Raw genomic sequence first — 20,135 nt, forward strand, 5'->3', positions numbered from 1 at the left:
TTGATTGGATTCGCACCTAGCACCTCAATATAAGGAATTAAGATGGCTATAAAGTTAAAGACGATTGTCTTAGCAACAGGTTTTGCTCTGTCTAGTTACGCTGTTGCTGCTGATATGCAAGATCCACTTCCGTCATGGAACAACACTGACGCTAAGCAAGCTATTATGGCGTTTGTTACGAAAACAACGACCCAAGGTTCGGATTCCTATGTTCCTGAAAGCCAACGAATCGCGACGTTTGATAATGATGGAACACTTTGGGCAGAAAAGCCTGTTTATCTACAGTTGTTTTTTGCGATCGATAGAGTAAAAGAAATGGCCTCTGAGCATCCTGATTGGAAGACAACCGAACCCTTTGCTTCCGCATTAAAAGGTGACATGGAGGGGATTGGTAAACAAGGACTCGAAGGTGTAATGAAGCTTGTTATGGCAACCCATTCTGGAATGTCTACTGAACAGTTTCATCAAGAAGTTAAGGAATGGTTGAAAACGGCTGTCCATCCAACAACGGGTAGACCATACACTGAAATGGTATATCAACCTATGCTCGAACTGCTCGACTATTTAAGAGCGAACGACTATCAGACCTACATCGTTTCTGGAGGCGGAATTGAATTTATGCGCGTTTGGGCGCCGGAAGTATACGGCATTCCAACGCAAAACATCGTGGGAACGACGTTAAAGGCGGAATATCAAAGTGTTGATGGAAAACCTACCATCCAACGCATGCCGGAAATAGACTTTGTCAATGACAAAGCAGTAAAGCCTGTGACGATTCAAAACTTCATTGGCAAACGTCCGGTAATGGCGTTTGGTAATTCTGATGGTGATTTACAGATGTTAGAGTGGACGAAAGCAGGTTCAGGTCCAAGATTTTCTGCGATTATCCATCACACGGATGACAAGCGTGAATGGGCGTATGATAAAGATTCTCATGTTGGCAAGTTAGATAAATCGTTTAAAGTAGGTGAAGAGCAAGGTTGGCTATTTGTCGATATGAAACAAGATTGGAATCAAGTGTTTAAAGAGAGCACTAAATGATAATCTTTGTTTGACCATAAATTGCTGCAACCAAACAATTGCAACGAAATAAAAGGCCTCACAATTGAGGCCTTAGTTAATTCCACAGTAGCTTCGATACCTAGGGTCTAGTTTCTAGGTTGCTGTGTCATTGTTTCTACCACTTTTTCAATACTTAACGAGCTACCTTTCGTTGCAGGGAACTCCTTAAATGTCTCTAGGAACTTACGCACGATAGCTTGAGCAGGAACGAACATCCACATTTGATCAGCGTAAAAATGTCTGACGTAAAGTGCTGCATCTGGACCGACCTCGAATGGGTCCATACGAAGGTTTACAATCAAAGGCCAACTAGGTGTTTTGCGGTATGCCTCATTAATGGCACCCTCCATAATACTGAAGTGGATCTTCCAGTCTTTATAACGAACGGCGTTTAAATTACCACCAGCATCGAAGTAAAAGATTTCTTTGCGTGCGCCTTCATCAGCTTTACCAGTCAGCAGATCAAGTTGGTTGTAGCCATCTAAATGTGCTTTAAAGGTTTTGCCCGCTGCTTTATGACCCTTCAATAGTTTTTCTTTCACATCTGGTTCGCCCACAGCTGCGAGTAGAGTTGGCATCCAGTCTTCTTGTGAAAAGATATCGTTGATAACCGTTCCTGGTTTAATGTTTCCAGGCCAGCGTACCATCATCGGAACGCGGAATCCGCCTTCCCAAGTCGTACCTTTTTCGCCCTTGAACGGTGTAGTACCACCATCTGGCCAGGTAAATTTCTCAGCGCCATTATCGGTACTAAAAACAACAATGGTGTTATCTGCTACGCCTAGCTCTTCAAGTTTATCAAGCATGACACCTACTTGATCATCTAGGTCCATCATGCCATCGGCGTATAAGCCGTAACCTGACTTCCCTTGATATTCTTCACTCAAATGTGTCCAGACGTGCATACGGGTTGAGTTATGCCAAATAAAGAATGGTTTGTCTTCTTTTACTGCTTTTTCCATAAAGGCCAAGCTAGCATCCATGAACTCTCGGTCTACGTTTTCCATACGCTTACGAGTAAGGGGACCTGTGTCCTCGATTTTGCCATCCGCAGTCGCCTTCAACACGCCTCGAGGTCCGAATTTTTTACGAAACTCTGGATCTTTTGGATAAAACTCAGACTCAGGCTCTTCTTCCGCGTTTAAATGGTATAGGTTACCAAAGAACTCATCAAACCCATGGTTAGTTGGTAGGTGCTCATCTTGATCACCAAGGTGGTTTTTACCAAACTGACCAGACACATAGCCGTGATTTTTAAGTAACTCTGCGATAGTAGGATCTTTCGATTGAATACCCTCTTTTGCGCCGGGCATACCAATAGTCAATAGACCGGTACGAAACGGATGTTGACCCAGAATAAATGAGGCTCGTCCGGCAGTACAACTCTGTTGTGCGTAAGCGTCTGTGAAAATGGCACCTTCATTGGCGATTTTATCAATGTTAGGAGTCTTCCCTCCCATCATACCATTGTGATACGCACTAATGTTGTATACACCTACATCGTCACCCCAGAACACAAGGATGTTGGGCTTATCGGCAGCAAAGGCTGTGGACGCAGCTAATGTACCGACCAATGCCATTACCTTTTTAATCGAGTTTCGCATGAAAATCCTCCGCGATAAATGAATCCATTATCGTTATATAACGTTACTAATTGTGTTCATCATGGCGAAGTCGAGTGAGATGACACCAAATGAGACAATGTAGTCAGTTGAATATAGTAGAGGTTTTTTGTTGCTTCCAAGTAATCCCTGTTTTTCAAAAATGTTAACTAACATGGACTAGACTTTAGTGTGTTTTAAGTGTGATAAGACGCACTTACAGGATTGAATTTCAATGAAAGGCGACACTATGAAAAATAAACTAGCAACTATCCTGTTTCTATGTATCCCGTTAGAAGTGGTTGCGGAAGAGACACCAAATGTCGTGGTAATGTTGGTTGATAACCTTGGGTGGGGGGAACTAAGTTCCTATGGGAGTACCAGAGGTGTTGAAACTAAAAACTTAGATCAACTTGCTAGAGAAGGTGTACGCCTTACTAATTTTAATGTGGAACCGCAATGCACGCCAACTCGCTCCTCATTCATGACGGGGAGGCGAGCGCTTAGATCTGGGACAGATAAGGTTGTTTGGGGAGTGCCTTACGGTATGGTGAACTGGGAGATAACCATTGCAGAGAAGTTTAAGGAACAAGGATATAACACGAGCCTTTACGGGAAATGGCATTTGGGAGACCAAAAAGGGCGCTTTCCAACGGATCAAGGCTTTGATGAATGGTATGGCATTGCAAATACGACGGATGAGTCAGAATATAGCTCTCAACCCGGTTATAAAGCTATATTACCTAAACCTCAAATCCTTTCAGCTAGAGCAGGGCAGGATCCTAAAGGGGTCAAAGAATATAATTTGGACTCACGTAGAACGATTGACAGTGAGCTAGTTGAACATGCCACAGATTTTATAAATCGAAATGTGAAAGAGAATAAGCCATTTTTCTCTGTAATTACTTTTACTCAACCACATTTACCGACGCTACCTCATCCTGATTTTATTGGTAAAACAGGCAAAGGAAATTACTCAGATGTGTTAGCTGAGATAGATTTTCGAGCTGGGCAAGTTATTGGTGCAATAGAAAAAGCAGGAATTAAAGACAATACACTAGTGATTTGGTTTTCTGACAACGGTCCAGAGTGGCATATGCCATACCAAGGCTCTAGCGGGCCATGGCGTGGTGCATACTTTACGGCTCTTGAAGGCTCTCTCCGAACACCATTTATTGCCTCTTGGCCTAACCACATCAAACCGGGCAGAGTGAGTGATGAAATTATCCATGTTGTGGATCTATTTGCCTCACTTTCTCATGTCGGTGGATACAAATTACCAAGCGATAGAACAATAGATAGTATTGATCAGTGGGCCTTTTTAAAGGGAGATAGTGAAAAGTCTAATCGAGATGGTTTTATCATTAACAATGGCTCTGAAACCTATGCTTATAAGTGGGAAAATTACAAGATGCACTTTATTGATCAAGATATCATGCCGGAGAAAGGGCGCCCATTACAGATCCCTGAAATATACAATTTGATTGATGACCCTAAAGAGGAGTTTGATTTAAGAAATAATGCCACATGGTTATTTCCTATCATGATAGGAAAGAGAGTAAAGTTTGAATCTTCCGTTGCAACAAGCTGCGATACGATTCCTTTCCCTGCTCCATTTGGATATAAGCCCGATTGTAGCAAGGGGAATTTCAATCAATTTCCAGTGGATGGGTTACGCCAGAAGTAGTTTACCCCAATGGCTCTTTCTCGCATGCATGAGGTATGTTTTTGGTTCAATATCTCATTAGAGCCATTTAGGGCCATGTTTTTTCTAGTTTCATTTGAACAGTCACATTCGTCGACCATACTTAAAGTTCGTTGTTTCATATGGGGCGAATTATGCAGCCAATACTCTACATTCAAGTCGGTAATGTTCTTTGGGCGGTTTTAAGTGACGGTTCTTGGATCCAAATGTTGCCTAACGAACAATTAGTTCCAGAAGTAGAGGTGGTTGTTCTTAATACTGACATTCTCGATATTGCATTTAATGAAGATTCAACAAGTGAGGATGAATCGAGTTCGAATGATCTTTTAATTGCATCTCAAAACGGTATTGAATCCACTTTTAATCAGAGCGTTCGAGATTTTAGTGAGTCTTCTGGTGGGTTAAGTTTTGTTGCCTATATTCGCGCTGTTTTACCTGAGCAACTCGTTTCTAATGGCTATGTTACTAGGCCAGCAGTGCAAGAAAGAGAGAACCCAACTTCTGAGACTCAGGCTCCTGAGCGGTTGAATCCCGATGCTATATTAACGGTGGATATTCTTGATGGCGGCGATGGATACGAAAACCAGTTTGAAGTTCCTAGTGTCACGATTCAAGGTGACGCACTCAAGATAAGCGATGAGTGGCTTGTTACTATCACCATTACCGATAGCCTCAATAATTCTATTACTGTTACAACGACCGTAGAGAACGAGGCTTATACCCTATCAGGCGTTGATCTGTCTTCTCTTGCCGAAGGGCCGCTTACGGTGACTTCTGTGGTTTCTGACATTTATGGCAATAACCTGAACGCTGTCGATACGACCATTAAAGATACACTTGCAACGGTGAACGTCAATTTTGATGGTGGAGGGGATGAGTATTTAAATCAGTACGAAATCGCGACTACTCGCCTCGAAGGGACGATTGAAAACATTGAAGATGGCCAGCGTATCCAAGTTACGGTAACCGACTCGTTAGGAGCGGTCATAAACTTAGAAACGGTGGTGACTGGTGGAAGTTGGTCTCTGGACGACGTTGACCTTTCTGGGTTGTCTGAAGGTACGCTGACAGTTGTTGCTGAGAGTATAGATATAGCGGGCAACCCTGCAACCAGTGAAAACACCATCATCAAAGATACGCTTGCAAGTGTGACGGTGGACGTTGACGATGGCGGAGACGACTATTTAAACATTGAAGAGCGCCAATCTGTCACTTTGTCAGGGCAAGTCAGTGATGTTGAAAATGGTCAGACGGTTTCTGTCACGGTTCAAGACAGCTCGGGGGGGATGCTCTCGTTCAATACCGTTGTCGTTGATGGTATGTGGCAAGTCGAAGGGGCTAACTTATCCACGTTAGCCGATGGGGCGTTAACCGTATCTGCCTCCGTGAATGATGTAGCGGGCAACCAAGCGAAAGCGATGGATGAGGCTACGACCATAGATGCCACAGCTCCCACCATTGATATCGATACGGATTTTTATATTAGCGGTGGTCTTGCCATTGATGATTTCCGTGAGGGTATAGTCACGGAAATGAGAGGAACAACCAGTGGTGTAGAGCAAGGTCTGGCGGTGACGATTCGGGTAAGTGACGGAGACAGCACGCTGAATTTTACTGGCCTTGTTGATGCGTCAGGTTCGTGGACAGTAACCGCAATTGACGTAAACACTCTCAATCTAAACAACACGTGGACCATTGAAGCAGAAGTGTTGGATGCCGCCGGCAACCACGCGGTCGATACCATGCCGACAATAGTGCTACCCGGTTCAACGGTATTTTCTGAAAACATCGTTGGATTTTTTGGTGAGCAAAGCAGCTCGGCAGCCATCAACATAGAAAATGGTGTGCCAGCACTGCATGCAGAGCAGCCAAGTTTGAGCGCGCTTACATCGGTCGGTCAATCTATTAACGTTGTTGTTGCAGAAGATGGGTTGAGCTTACAAGGAACATCGACTGACGACCGATTAGTTTTCTCAGCAGAAGTCAATGATGATGGTACGGTTCAAATTACTTTTTATGAAGCGATTGATCATGGTGTAGGTCAAGATGAGCTGGTGACTAACGTATTGGTTGAAAGCACTCAAAGTGATGCTGACGGTACACAAGAGGCTGTTGTGGCTCCCCTAGAAATCGTCATCAGTGATGCCGACCCAGTGATCGCAAATGAGTCATATAGTGTAACCGAAGGCCAAGTCATTTCTGGCAATGTACTGGAGAATGACATTGATATTGATGGTGACTTGTACATTCGATATGTCAGAGCCGGAGGAGAGATCCAGTCTGTCCCTGATGGTGGCTCAGTAAGTTTTAGTCTAGAGAAGGGTGAATTAACCGTATTTTCAGATGGCTCTTGGCAGTTGAATGCCAGTCGCAACTTAGATCACACGGTTGAGCAAAGTATCGTATTTGATTATCTCGCAGCCGATGATTCAAAAGATTACGGTGTAGCAACCGCGACCATCGACATTATAGATGGCCAAGCGGGTTATGTAGGCAGTGCTACTATAAACGCAGAAGAAGTACCTCTGGGAGCGGCATTATTAACCACCGAAGGCAGTGTTAATGTGATTGCTGGCTCTGATAACCCTGATCCGACTAGTTTGTATTTTGGTGGGGCATCCATTACTAAGTTAGAGGCATTAGGGCTTACAAGCTCAGTCTCTGATAATGAGCTTAGCTACACGTTAAGTCCCAGTGGAAAGCAAATCACAGCATTTGCCAATGGTGTCACTGTATTTACGTTAACATTGAGTGGCATTGAGTCGGGTAACGATGTACTAGCTTCAATCTCGCTTACTCTTGATCATCCTATCGATCAATTCAACAGTAGTGATACGGTCACTTTCCCGCTGACCATTGGAGGGACAGATCTAGACTCCACACCGCTTGTAGAGAATGAAATTGATTTCGTGTTGAAAGATGGTGTTGATCCTACGTTGAGCAACTTGACTGTTGTTGCAATGGAGGAGATTAATCTAGAAAGTGGGGCAATCTTTAAGACTGGGAGCCTTCAACTCGATATCGGGAGTGATTATGTTGACTCTCTTCGATTTAGCGAATTAAACCAGCCCACATTAGTGAGTAGTGAAAGTGAGTTGCTTTACCGTCTGTCTGATGACGGTACGACAATTACTGGCTATATCTTAGAAGGTGGGGTGGAAGTAAATATTTTTCAATCGAAACTATTATCCACATTACCTTTAGAGTCGAGTAGTGAAATAGAGTATTCCTTTGAATTATATCGCTCTTTCGATCTGTCAAAAGATCAAATCCTGGATATACCATTGTTAGTTAATGCAACAGATTCAGACGGTGACACCACCTCAGTAACATTGGATATTACCTTAGAGGCAATTGAAGGTTTGAACGATGATGCCTCTTTAACGGTGGATATTCTTGATGGCGGCGATGGATACGAAAACCAGTTTGAAGTTCCTAGTGTCACGATTCAAGGTGACGCACTCAAGATAAGCGATGAGTGGCTTGTTACTATCACCATTACCGATAGCCTCAATAATTCTATTACTGTTACAACGACCGTAGAGAACGAGGCTTATACCCTATCAGGCGTTGATCTGTCTTCTCTTGCCGAAGGGCCGCTTACGGTGACTTCTGTGGTTTCTGACATTTATGGCAATAACCTGAACGCTGTCGATACGACCATTAAAGATACACTTGCAACGGTGAACGTCAATTTTGATGGTGGAGGGGATGAGTATTTAAATCAGTACGAAATCGCGACTACTCGCCTCGAAGGGACGATTGAAAACATTGAAGATGGCCAGCGTATCCAAGTTACGGTAACCGACTCGTTAGGAGCGGTCATAAACTTAGAAACGGTGGTGACTGGTGGAAGTTGGTCTCTGGACGACGTTGACCTTTCTGGGTTGTCTGAAGGTACGCTGACAGTTGTTGCTGAGAGTATAGATATAGCGGGCAACCCTGCAACCAGTGAAAACACCATCATCAAAGATACGCTTGCAAGTGTGACGGTGGACGTTGACGATGGCGGAGACGACTATTTAAACATTGAAGAGCGCCAATCTGTCACTTTGTCAGGGCAAGTCAGTGATGTTGAAAATGGTCAGACGGTTTCTGTCACGGTTCAAGACAGCTCGGGGGGGATGCTCTCGTTCAATACCGTTGTCGTTGATGGTATGTGGCAAGTCGAAGGGGCTAACTTATCCACGTTAGCCGATGGGGCGTTAACCGTATCTGCCTCCGTGAATGATGTAGCGGGCAACCAAGCGAAAGCGATGGATGAGGCTACGACCATAGATGCCACAGCTCCCACCATTGATATCGATACGGATTTTTATATTAGCGGTGGTCTTGCCATTGATGATTTCCGTGAGGGTATAGTCACGGAAATGAGAGGAACAACCAGTGGTGTAGAGCAAGGTCTGGCGGTGACGATTCGGGTAAGTGACGGAGACAGCACGCTGAATTTTACTGGCCTTGTTGATGCGTCAGGTTCGTGGACAGTAACCGCAATTGACGTAAACACTCTCAATCTAAACAACACGTGGACCATTGAAGCAGAAGTGTTGGATGCCGCCGGCAACCACGCGGTCGATACCATGCCGACAATAGTGCTACCCGGTTCAACGGTATTTTCTGAAAACATCGTTGGATTTTTTGGTGAGCAAAGCAGCTCGGCAGCCATCAACATAGAAAATGGTGTGCCAGCACTGCATGCAGAGCAGCCAAGTTTGAGCGCGCTTACATCGGTCGGTCAATCTATTAACGTTGTTGTTGCAGAAGATGGGTTGAGCTTACAAGGAACATCGACTGACGACCGATTAGTTTTCTCAGCAGAAGTCAATGATGATGGTACGGTTCAAATTACTTTTTATGAAGCGATTGATCATGGTGTAGGTCAAGATGAGCTGGTGACTAACGTATTGGTTGAAAGCACTCAAAGTGATGCTGATGGTACACAAGAGACGGTTGTGGCACCGTTAACGATTACTATTTATGACTCTGATCCGGTGATTAGAGATGACACATACTCAGTCGTAGAAGATCAAACAATTACGGGCAATCTACTTGAAAATGATATTGATCTTGATGGAACACTTTATGTGAAATTTGTAGAGGCTGGCGGGGAGCAGAAGTCAATTCTAGAGGGGGGATCCGTAAGTTTTAGTTTAGAAAAAGGCGAATTAACCGTATTTTCTGATGGCTCTTGGCAGTTTGATGCAGGTCGAAACCTAGATCATTCGGTCGAGCAAAGTGTTTCTTTCAGCTATTTAGCTGCAGATGACTCCCAAGACTATGGCTTGGCTAACGCGACCATTGACATTACTGATGGACAAGCAGGTTACGTAGGCAATGCGACTATAGACGTAACAGAAGTCCCTTTGGATGGCCCGATATTGAACTCTGAAGGAACTGTCAATATTGTCGTGGGATCTGACAACCCTGATCCGAGTAGTTTGTATTTCGGTGGGTCATCTATTACTAAGTTAGAAGCATTAGGGCTTACAAGCTCAGTCTCTGATAATGAGCTTAGCTACACGTTAAGTTCCAGTGGAAAGCAAATTACAGCATTTGCGAATGGTGTCACTGTATTTACGTTAACGTTGAGTAGCGTTGAGTCGGGTAACGATGTATTAGCTTCAATTTCGCTTACTCTTGAGCACCCTATCGATCAATTCAATAGCAGTGATACGGTCACTTTCCCGTTGACCATTGGTGGCGTAGATTTAGATGCCACACCGCTTGTAGAGAATGAAATTGACTATGTTCTAAAGGATGGCGCAGACCCAACTTTAAATAATTTGAATGGGGTAGAAGTAAAAGAATCTGATCTCGCAAATGGAAGTGTGTTGAGCTCAGGGAATTTTCAAGTTGAGGTTGGCAGTGATTACCTCGAATCTTTGTCGTTCATCGTCTCTGAACAACCCTTGTTGACGAGTGGTGAACAAGTTGTGCTTTATCAAGTCTCTGCGGATGGCAAAACACTTGATGGTTATATTCTTGACGAAGATGGGCAAACTCAGATTCCCATCTTTCAAGCTACCCTCAGTGCTTCATTACCTATTGATGCAAATAGCGACACTACCTACTCCTTTGAGCTTTTTCAGGCTCTCGATCAACAAGAAAATACTGATCCAAACGTACCTCTCGTTGTTACTGCAATGGACTCAGACCAAGATAACACGTCGGTCGTTTTAGACATTAATGTGATAGATAACGACAATGGACAAGCGCTAATCAATAGTGGCAATGTCGAGTTGACCGAAACACCTGTCGATACAAACATTGCTCCTGATGGGGTTTCAGCCATAGCGAATACGGATGTGATAGTTACGTCATCATTCGATCCGATTGTGTATCTGGGTGTTGACATAAATGATGGAGATACTGTCAAAACTACGCTTGGTGATGCTGTTACTTATAACGGAGAGGCTGTCACTTGGTACGATAACAATGATGGAAGCTTTGACGCAATTTCAGACACTGGAGACGTTGTATTTAGGGTCACGTTACCTAGTGACTTCTCTTTGCCATCAAATGATACGTCTACCGTTAATGTAACTGTAGAGCTTTATCACTCGCTTGACCATGTTTTAGGTGATGGGACGCAATTGTCGATCTCTATGCCCATCGTGGCGAGAGATTCTGATGGAAGCGAGATCTCTACGGAGTCCAACATACTGGTCTATGATGGCTTGTTTCCGGAACTAGTAATTACAGAGGGAATCACAGTCAATGAAAGCGGGTTGAATGATGATTCGGTTGATTCTGGCATCGAGGGCTCGTCACCATCCATTACGCTATTACAAGGTTCAGACTCTATCGCCAGTGTGAGCGTGAATATCGATATGTTCAATGCGCTCGGCTATAAAACAAGTAGTGGTAGCCTGGTTTCGCTTGATTCACCGGACTCGAATGGTTGGTTATATGCAAGAGATGAAAGCGAGCAAGACGTCTTTAGAATTAGATTTAATACCGATGGGACTGTCGAGTTTGATCTATACCGTGCACTTGAACACGATGAACCTGACGGTGTTCCAGCGGACGAGAACACATTAGAACTCAGTTTTTCAATTTATGCCGTTGATAAGGATGGCGACCAGTCTGAAGCTGAGACATATACCGTTAGTGTAGTAGATGATATCCCTGAAGACACAAGCTCACCAATAGAAATTGAACTTACCGAGGGGGATGAGTTTTCGGGAAACTGGTTTAGCAATAATGCCGACTTAATCAGTTCAGATGGCACGTTGATATCAAGTTTGACCTATGCAGGTGAAACATACGATACGGCGAGTTCGGTATTTAGCAATGATGCTTGGACCATCGATTTAATCAATAGTAGTGATGGTAACTTAAAATATGGAACGCTGACTATTGCTCAAGATGGGACATTTACGCTAACTACCGAGCTTATTGTTAATACGCCTGTAGGTGGTTTGCTTGATGATCTAACGATAACTGTGACGGATGCAGACGGTGACCAAGCAAGCAGTGAAGCTCAATTAATTCTTGATGATGCTAGGGGCTTTATTCGAACCGTTAATGTAGATACGTTAGAAGATAATGGCGCGAATAATAGTGGAGACCCCACGCCAGTCGCGTTACCGATTAGAGTTTCTCCTGGGGATACGGAGAATAATGAGCGTGTTGAAGCGATAAGGATCTCTGTTGAATCTCTACAAGGAGGGGCTCTGTTTTTAGACGGAGCGCGCCTTGAAGATGATGATAATGACGGATTTATTAGTCTTTCTGGTACAGAGCTAATGGGGGTGGGTATATTCACTGTTCCAAATGGTGATCTCACTTATCAACCAGCACTAAACCTGTCGGGCAACACTATCAAAGTTTCGTTAGCAGTGTCTGCATTAATCGTATCTGATGTCGAACCAGATGGTTTTGTATTACAAGGCAATAATACGTTAAATGTTAACGTTTTACCGGTTGCAGATTTGCCAGAGTGGTCTAATGATTCGGACTTTTCTTATCAAAGTGTTGAAGGTTCCGCTGAATCACTTTCACTCAATATTGTCGCTGAAAAGTTTGACCAAGACGGTTCTGAAACGCTCCACTACCAAATTTCGAATATTCCAGATGGACTTATATTAACACTTAACGGAAGTGCTATTGAGGAAGGGAAAGCGTATAGCCAATCCGAGTTAGATCAAATTGAAATCACATCTAACGAAAACTTGGCCGGAAGATTTACTTTTGATGTAACGGCAGTAACGACTGAGTCGGGTAGTGTGTTTGCCGATGAGCAAGATAAAACAGCGTGGATCACTGAGCAAGTTGTTATCGATATATCTCCAGATGCCGATGTGCCTACGCTGACCGTTAAAAACATTCAGGGGCTTGAAGACCAAGCGATTGACTTAAAAGAGTACATCCTAGGGCGGCTCACTGACACAGATGGCTCGGAGTCTCTGTCTTATCGCATAGAAGTTCAAGATGGTTGGACATTGCCTGTCGGAGCTGGGATTACGCTTATCGGTATTAATACCTACCTAGTGACCTCCAATGCTCTAGCCAATTCGGAGGCGTTACTTCAACCAAAATCGGATATCAGCTCATTTACTGAATCTCTATCCCTTCAAGTAACCGCCATTTCAACAGAGTCGACTATTGATGGCTTAGCACCTATTAATGAAACCGCCGAGAGCCAATCTGCAACCATTGACATTAAGCTAAAAGGCGTGGTCGATGAACCAATTGTCCTAGATGGTGGACAGGGGAATTGGCAATATGATCAAGCGACTAAAGTAATTAGTAATCTCTCTACGTTAGACGAAGATAACCTGATACAACTGGATTTTATCATCCAGACATCAGACGACGATCTATCAGAAGAAATTAATATTTTGCTTCAGAACATCCCTTTGGGAACACAACTGACAGATGTAAATGGTGACCCTATTGTTCTTCCAATTGCTTACGTGGACCCAATAACGGGGCCAGTTTATCAGGTCTCGAATGCTGTTCTTGAAAACACTTACCTCAAAACAGAGCAAGATTTTAGTGGAACACTGAGCATGGATGTTATCGTCGTTTCAACAGAGCCGGATGGTGATTCTGCTGAAACCCCTCTTAAAGTGGAAATGGAAATCTCACCTATTGTTGATCAAACTGACGGTCAAGAATTACAAAGCAATGGTATTGAGGACAATTTCATCACACTAAATCTTGAGCCTGTCGTTAATCAAGATATAGATTCTAGTGAGTCCTTGACAGGATACACCATTGTATCCATTCCAGATGGCTTAACGCTTTACTTTGATGGTAATGCAGTAGAGGAAAGTAACTTACCGTTAGAACTCAATGAACTACTTGATGGTAGCTCGGCAACATTATCTGAGTTGTTAAACAGTGGACGAATCACTGTAAAAGCTAATGAAGACCTAAGTGGGACATTTAGCCTGGAAGTTCAGTACGAAGTGACAGACACGTCTCCGACGATGGAGACTGATGTAAAGGCAATCAATGGCTCTTTGAGCGTCGTGGTTTCTGGCAAAGTGGATATTGGTAATGAAGATATTGACAAAACACGTTTAGAAGGCGCGACTGAAGTATTCACAAGTACGGATGGGTCTGCTGTCGACGTGAGTGGAGGCATTACATTTACAGAAGCGGATATTGATGGTTCAGAGTATCTCGATTACATCGTTTTACAGATACCGCAGGGTCAAGACCTCATTGTTACTCATCCGAATGGTGCTTCTCAAGATGCCGATGGGAACTGGCTGATTCCAATGGAAGGAATCACAAGTGATAGCGTGTTGGAAACCGCTCAAGATTTGCTTGCTAGCGCATCGATTTATAGCCCATCTAATACAGAGATACTTGATGTGAATGTGTTAGCGTATGTTCGAGATGGAACGGATGCTCAATACATCACAGGTCAGTTCCAAATTCAAATTACTGGCCATGAAGGAGATGGAGACCAGTGTGCTGATCCTGGTGAACCAGGAAGCGTTCAAAGTGGGGATATTGTAGGTAAAGAAGGTGAAGATGTCTCAATTGGGGCGTTTTTAAACCCTGATGTAGCGAGTAGTGATGGTAACTTAGTTTCCTTCTTTGTCGCCGCAGATTCTTTACCTGAAGGAGTCGAGCTTACTGGCGAAGGTGTGATACCTGCTTATGATAATGCGGGCAATCTGTTGGGTTATTCAATTTCTAGCGCTGGATTGTCTTCTTTGACGCTTACTGGCGTGGATGAGGACTTTGCTGGTTGCATTACTTTCAATTTAGAAGTGACAGAAACGGCCCCATGCGATGGTGACTCGAAAACAACCTCTCAGACCATTACGGTACAAATCTCTCCTGTTGTCGATGATATCGCGATAGCACCAAGCCAAGTTACGGTTCAAGAAGATACTATAACCAACCTGAATCTTGCTCTTGTATTGGGCGATAGTGAAGGGCCAATGCAGTCCATTATTGGAGAAGGTGACGCAGCGACTGGCCTTGAAAGTGTCAATTGGGTTTCTTTATCGGTGTCTGACGAGAATGCGCGGTTTACTGCCGTGGACCCGAGCCTACTCATTGACAACGGTGATGGAACATGGGTAGTGACAGATGTTACGCGTCTAAACGAAATTCAGTTAATCCCACCTGAAAACTACAGTGGAGAGCTTGTTATTTCCGTTGACGCAAACATTACTGATGAAGTCACGGGAAGTTGTTTAAGTACTGACAGTGCGAAAGATACTCAAACTAAATCAACAGAAGTTACCGTTACCATTGCCCCAGTGGTTGATAAAGCGGTTCTGGAAACAGAAGACGTAGTTGGTAATGAAGATAATTATATTTATTTAGGAAACTTATCTGCATCATTAATCGATCAAGATGGTTCTGAGTCGATGTCTTTGGTCATGACAGGAGTGCCAGACGGAGCCGTGTTGGTTTGGGACAATAATGGGACGTTCGAATTACTCCCTGATAACGGTTCAACGGATGGTGAGAGCAAGGAGTGGCAGCTAACTCAAGCACAACTTGATAAGGTTTACTTTCTACCGCCACTAGATTTTAGTGGGGATATTTCATTAACACTGCAAGCTATTACCCAAGAGTCTGGATCAAACGACTATAACTATACCACTTCTCAGTTCAACGTCGGCGTAAAACCGATTGGCGATGATGTATCGTTGAATACAACCTCTAACACGTTCACTGGAGATGAAGGTGATTCCATTTCGATTGACTTTTTAGCGAGCGGTTTTGAAACAAATAGCAACGAATATATAGAAGTGTCGATGTTGATCAAAGCAAGCTCTGAACCCTCTGCATTGGAAGGCTTAGGTAGGATTCGTATTGGAACTCAATTCTCATCCTTTACCTTCGATGACGCGGGCAATGCCGTGGCGACGGTATTAGTGCGAGCAAATGAAGTGTCAGGTTTGGAGTTCATTCCGAAGGATGCATTTGGAACGATGGATGTTGCTCTCAATGTTAGAACGTTTGATCAAGCGATAGTGTCAGAGACACTCGAAACCGATTTTGGAGATGTGCAAACTACCGATCTAACCATTGTTGTTACCCCTGAAGCTGATGAGCCAACACTAACGGCCGATTATCAGTCTATTGTGTCTGAAGCGTCTGGGAGTATTCCTTTGGGGTTGAGCATGAATTTAGTCAATCCTGCACCCGAAGAGTTTGGAAGTGTGGAGATTCGCGGATTACCAACAGATCTAGAGTTGAGTCATGGTGAAAGATTGAACGGCATTTATACTGTTGATCAAGAGGATGTCGCTGATCTTTCCATCGTTGGCGGGTTTAGCGGTGCAAGTGATTTTACGTTGTCGATAAAACCGATTGCAACACTGGGTGCTACAGTCGCAGAAGGTGCTGCTCAGACAGTCAATGTTACCTTAGTGGAAGAAGGGGGCCAAACATTACTTGCGACAGATGCTAATGATTTGCTTATTGGAGGAAGTGGCAGCGATGTATTCCAGTTTGACAGTTCAGGGCTCGGTAACGAGTTAAAGCCCTCGTACGATGTGATCAACGACTTCCAAATATCCGTTATTGGTGATGATAATGACACAATTGATATCGCCTCGATAATCACCGCTACCTCGATAACAGAAGTCGATAATAAGCTCGATTTAACAGAGAATGATGATGGCGTAACGCTTCACATAAAACCAGAAGAGACGGGGACAAAACAACAGATTCTTATGCAGGGCGTCACTCTCGATCAGCTTTACAAAGGTGACTCGACTGGCGTAGCCGAAGAAAATGTCTTACAGAAGATGATTGATGACAACAACTTGCTAGTAGGTGGTATGTCATGAAGCATCACTCATCCTCATCAAGTGAGCTGACTAACGATCCTTGGGGGCATTCGTTAACTTGGTTGATGCGTTATTTTGAGGTTAGACACCATACAAAAAAGGTGCTTTCTGGATTACCTCTTGTTGAGGGTAGATTGGATGTTGACTTATTCATCAGAGCCGCTGAGCGAGCCGATCTTGAACTCACATTAATCGATTTAAAATCCACCGCAATGTTGAGCTTTCCATTGGTGGTAATCAATAGGAAGACGTTACAACCCGCTATTATATCTGAGCGACATAACAGCGATTATCAAGTCACGTTATTTAGTGAAGATCAAGGTGAAACGCAATACGTCACGAGCGAGGAACTGCATAATCGATTCCAGCCTCAAGCATGGCAAGTTTCTATGCGTCCAGAGCTGGACAAACGGATAAGTTCTATTCAAGCGGATTATAATGAACATTGGCTTTTCGCCGTAGTGAAAGAAATGTCTCCGTGGTATCGAGATCTTTTGATTGCCTCTTTCCTTATCAATACGCTAGCGCTAGTTATTCCGCTTTTCACTATGAACGTTTACGATCGTGTAGTGCCTAATCAAGCTTTCAGTACATTATGGGTTTTGGTCGCTGGTGTCTCCGTCATCATTATTTTTGATTGGCTATTGCGTAAAGCAAGGGGAGTTGTCACTGATACCGCGGGTAAGTACATCGATAACAAGCTTTCTTCGATACTTTTTTCTAAAGTTATGGGGATGAAACTTGAACACCGTCCTGCATCAGTCGGTGCATTCGCTCGACAACTACAAGATTTTGATAGTGTTCGCGATTTTTTTACTTCTGCATCTCTTGTGACCTTAGTTGATCTCCCATTTACGTTGTTATTTTTAGTCTTAATAGGTTGGCTAGGTGGGGCAATGATGTTCATACCTATTGCCGTCATGTTTACCCTGCTGATCCTTGGCTTTGCGGTAAAAGCAAAAATAGAACAATCACATACGGAAAGTGCTGCACTATCCATGAAGCGACAAGCTCACTTGTTTGATTCATTGTCCTCTTTAAAAGAGATTAAGCAAAATAACGCTACGGGAGAAGCACAAAAGCGTTGGGAGCAAACGGTATCCATGCTTTCTGATTGGCAAAATCAATCGCGAAACTATTCGAATATCGTTGCTTACTCCATTCAATCTAGCCAGCAGATAATTACCGTAATGTTACTTGTAACAGGCGTGTACAGAATTTCTGAGGGATTGCTCAGCATGGGGGGGCTCATTGCTATTGTCATGCTTAGCGGTCGTGCTGCAGGGGCGATTAACCAGTTAGCTATGCTGTTACTTCGCTATCAACAGACAAAAACAGCGGTTGAAGGCTTAAATTCTATCATGTCTTTACCTCAGGAGGCGCAACGCAGTCAGGTCATTACGTCTGCCGAATTTACAGGGAATATACGTTTAGAAAACGTGAGCTTCCAATACCCAGATGTTGATATGCCATGTTTGAGAGATATTAATCTTACTATCAAGCAAGGCGAACGCGTTGGCGTTATTGGTAGTGCAGGAGCAGGAAAGTCTACACTCCTTTCTATTATTACCAATCAACTCAGTGCCTTACAGGGTAGCGTTTATTTTGATGACATTGACAGTCAGCTTTGGCCCGCCGAATTGATAAGAGAGAAAACGGGTTGGGTTGGCCAAGATTCGCATCTTATATACGGCAGCATTATGGAAAATATAGTATTAGGACATCATGTTATTGATCAAGAACGTTTACGCCGTGCGATAGAATTATCGGGTTTGAACCAGTACATGAGTCGCCTTCCTCATGGTCTAGAAACGCAAGTCGGAGAAGGAGGGCGTTATTTGTCGGGGGGGCAAAGGCAAGCTGTAGCGATTTCAAGAGCTTTTTATCGAAACCCAGCAGCATTAATTTTAGACGAGCCAACCAGTTCCTTAGACCAGCCAGCTGAGAATGCGTTGTTTAATGCTCTCAAATCGTTGCCGCACTCGACGACGATGATTATTAGCTCTCATAAACATTCCTTATTATCGCTTTGTGATCGAATTGTTGTGCTTGATAAAGGCACAATTTTGAGGGAAGGAGCGCCCCAAGAAATTTTTGCTAAACAACAGTCTAACGCGAAGACGAACAGAGTACGCGCAGTATCAATTGTACGCGAAGGAGGTCAATGATGAGCACAGTTCGTTGGAGTAATGCTCATTTAGCAAACCGTTCGAGAACGTTGATTTGGTTGTCTGCCGCGTTAGTGCTGAGTGTGATTATTTGGGCCTCGTGGGCGAGGTTAGACGAAGTGGTTGTCGGCGAAGGAAAAGTTGTTCCTACTTTGTCTGTTCAGACGATTCAGAGCTTAGAGGGAGGCATTCTAAAGGAGTTACTTGTCATGCCTGGTGAAAGCGTCACTAAGGGGCAAACCATCGCCATTCTGGATGATACAAGGTTTAAGTCGACCTATTCGGAGACCTCTGAACAAGTTGAATCTTTGCTCGCCAGAAAGCAGAGGCTTCAAATTGAATTAGAAACGGTAAAAGTGAATAGCCTCCAACTGGATTGGAAACAACAAGTGAGTATCGAGCCTCAGCCATTTGATATTTCGATGACCGGCCACTCTGCCTATCTGAATGCCAAAGCAAACTATCTTGAGCGGTTGAGCCAACTGGAGTCTGAGCTGGAGGAGGCTAAATTGCGAATTGAGCAACAATCGCAAGCTTATCTAGATACCTTGAATACCATTCAAACACTAAAAAGCAGTCTGGTTATTGTCTCGAAAGAGCGAGATATGTTGAGAGAGGTGGTTTCTAGTGGCGCGGTGGCTGAAGTGGAATTATTAAAACTGAATAGAGACGTTATAAAGCTCAAAGGAGACATCGCGAGTTCACAAGCTGCTGCCCAAAAGCAAAGGGCTGTGTATTCTGAATCCATCGCAGATTATCGTGGTACTGCGCTTGCTTTTAGGGCAGAGGCACAAGGGCAGCTCAATGAAGTTGTGACGCAACTAGCGCAGCTCAATGAAAGTCGTCAGGCGATTGCGGATCAGTTGAATCGAACGCAGTTACTTTCTCCGGTCGATGGAACCATCAAAGATGTTTTTGTCAGAACCATCGGAGGTGTGGTTAAGCCGGGTGAGCCTATTTTAGAAATAGTCCCTCGTAATAGCACGTTAATCGTTGAAGCGAGAATTTCTCCTCAGAATATCGCCTTCATAAGGCCTGGCCTGCCGGCAACGGTAAAGTTGTCTGCCTATGACTTTGTCATTTACGGAGGCCTAGAAGGAGAAGTGACCTACGTAAGCGCCGATGCACTTCAAAATGAAGAGGGCAATGCCTACTACCGTGCCAACGTTACTTTCAAGGTTGATGATAAGTTTACGATCATCCCGGGAATGCAGGTTGTGGTAGACATTCTTACAGGAGAAAAAACAGTACTGAATTATTGGTTAAAACCTATATTACGTGCGAAAGAGAATTCGCTCAGAGAAAGATAGACATAAGGATATAA

At 43.8% G+C, this 20,135-nt stretch carries 6 protein-coding genes; 5 read left to right on the top strand and 1 reads right to left on the bottom strand.

The features are described 5' to 3' along the window. Positions 1 to 42: 42 nt before the first annotated feature. Entirely contained in the window at positions 43 to 1,041 is a 999-nt protein-coding gene (locus tag R8269_RS05840) for an HAD family hydrolase (RefSeq protein WP_005385672.1), read from the top strand. A gap of 107 nt (positions 1,042 to 1,148) precedes the next feature. Here the strand turns inward: R8269_RS05840 and R8269_RS05845 are convergent, their stop codons facing one another. Further along, positions 1,149 to 2,666, bottom strand: coding sequence for an arylsulfatase (locus R8269_RS05845; RefSeq protein ID WP_005377761.1), 1,518 nt, complete (start codon positions 2,664 to 2,666; stop codon positions 1,149 to 1,151). Positions 2,667 to 2,913: 247 nt separating this feature from the next. Between R8269_RS05845 and R8269_RS05850 the strand changes: the two genes are divergently transcribed. The 4 genes from R8269_RS05850 (at position 2,914) to R8269_RS05865 (ending at position 20,121) form a co-directional block, all read left to right on the top strand. Beyond that, positions 2,914 to 4,350 carry an arylsulfatase gene (locus R8269_RS05850; RefSeq protein ID WP_225491420.1) on the top strand — a complete coding sequence of 479 codons (1,437 nt, stop codon included), beginning with the start codon at positions 2,914 to 2,916 and terminating at the stop codon, positions 4,348 to 4,350. 152 nt (positions 4,351 to 4,502) lie between these two features. Further along, positions 4,503 to 16,643, top strand: coding sequence for an Ig-like domain-containing protein (locus tag R8269_RS05855; protein ID WP_318222480.1), 12,141 nt, complete (start codon positions 4,503 to 4,505; stop codon positions 16,641 to 16,643). Beyond that, complete coding sequence (locus R8269_RS05860; protein WP_005377758.1) at positions 16,640 to 18,811, top strand: type I secretion system permease/ATPase; 2,172 nt, start codon at positions 16,640 to 16,642, stop codon at positions 18,809 to 18,811. Before R8269_RS05855 ends, R8269_RS05860 begins: the two co-directional genes overlap by 4 nt. Further along, positions 18,808 to 20,121 (top strand): HlyD family type I secretion periplasmic adaptor subunit, encoded by a 1,314-nt coding sequence (locus tag R8269_RS05865; protein ID WP_021033865.1) that lies wholly within the window; start codon positions 18,808 to 18,810, stop codon positions 20,119 to 20,121. The genes R8269_RS05860 and R8269_RS05865 overlap by 4 nt, the downstream gene beginning before the upstream one ends. Positions 20,122 to 20,135 lie beyond the last annotated feature (14 nt).

Source organism: Vibrio sp. Vb0667 (assembly GCF_033391095.1).

Excerpts from the sequence above, each read along its gene's own strand:
- R8269_RS05860 (WP_005377758.1), top strand. The coding sequence starts at position 16,640 with ATGAAGCATCACTCATCCTCATCAAGTGAGCTGACTAACGATCCTTGG.
- R8269_RS05840 (WP_005385672.1), top strand. The coding sequence starts at position 43 with ATGGCTATAAAGTTAAAGACGATTGTCTTAGCAACAGGTTTTGCTCTG.
- R8269_RS05845 (WP_005377761.1), bottom strand. The coding sequence starts at position 2,666 with ATGCGAAACTCGATTAAAAAGGTAATGGCATTGGTCGGTACATTAGCT.
- R8269_RS05855 (WP_318222480.1), top strand. The coding sequence starts at position 4,503 with ATGCAGCCAATACTCTACATTCAAGTCGGTAATGTTCTTTGGGCGGTT.
- R8269_RS05850 (WP_225491420.1), top strand. The coding sequence starts at position 2,914 with ATGAAAAATAAACTAGCAACTATCCTGTTTCTATGTATCCCGTTAGAA.
- R8269_RS05865 (WP_021033865.1), top strand. The coding sequence starts at position 18,808 with ATGATGAGCACAGTTCGTTGGAGTAATGCTCATTTAGCAAACCGTTCG.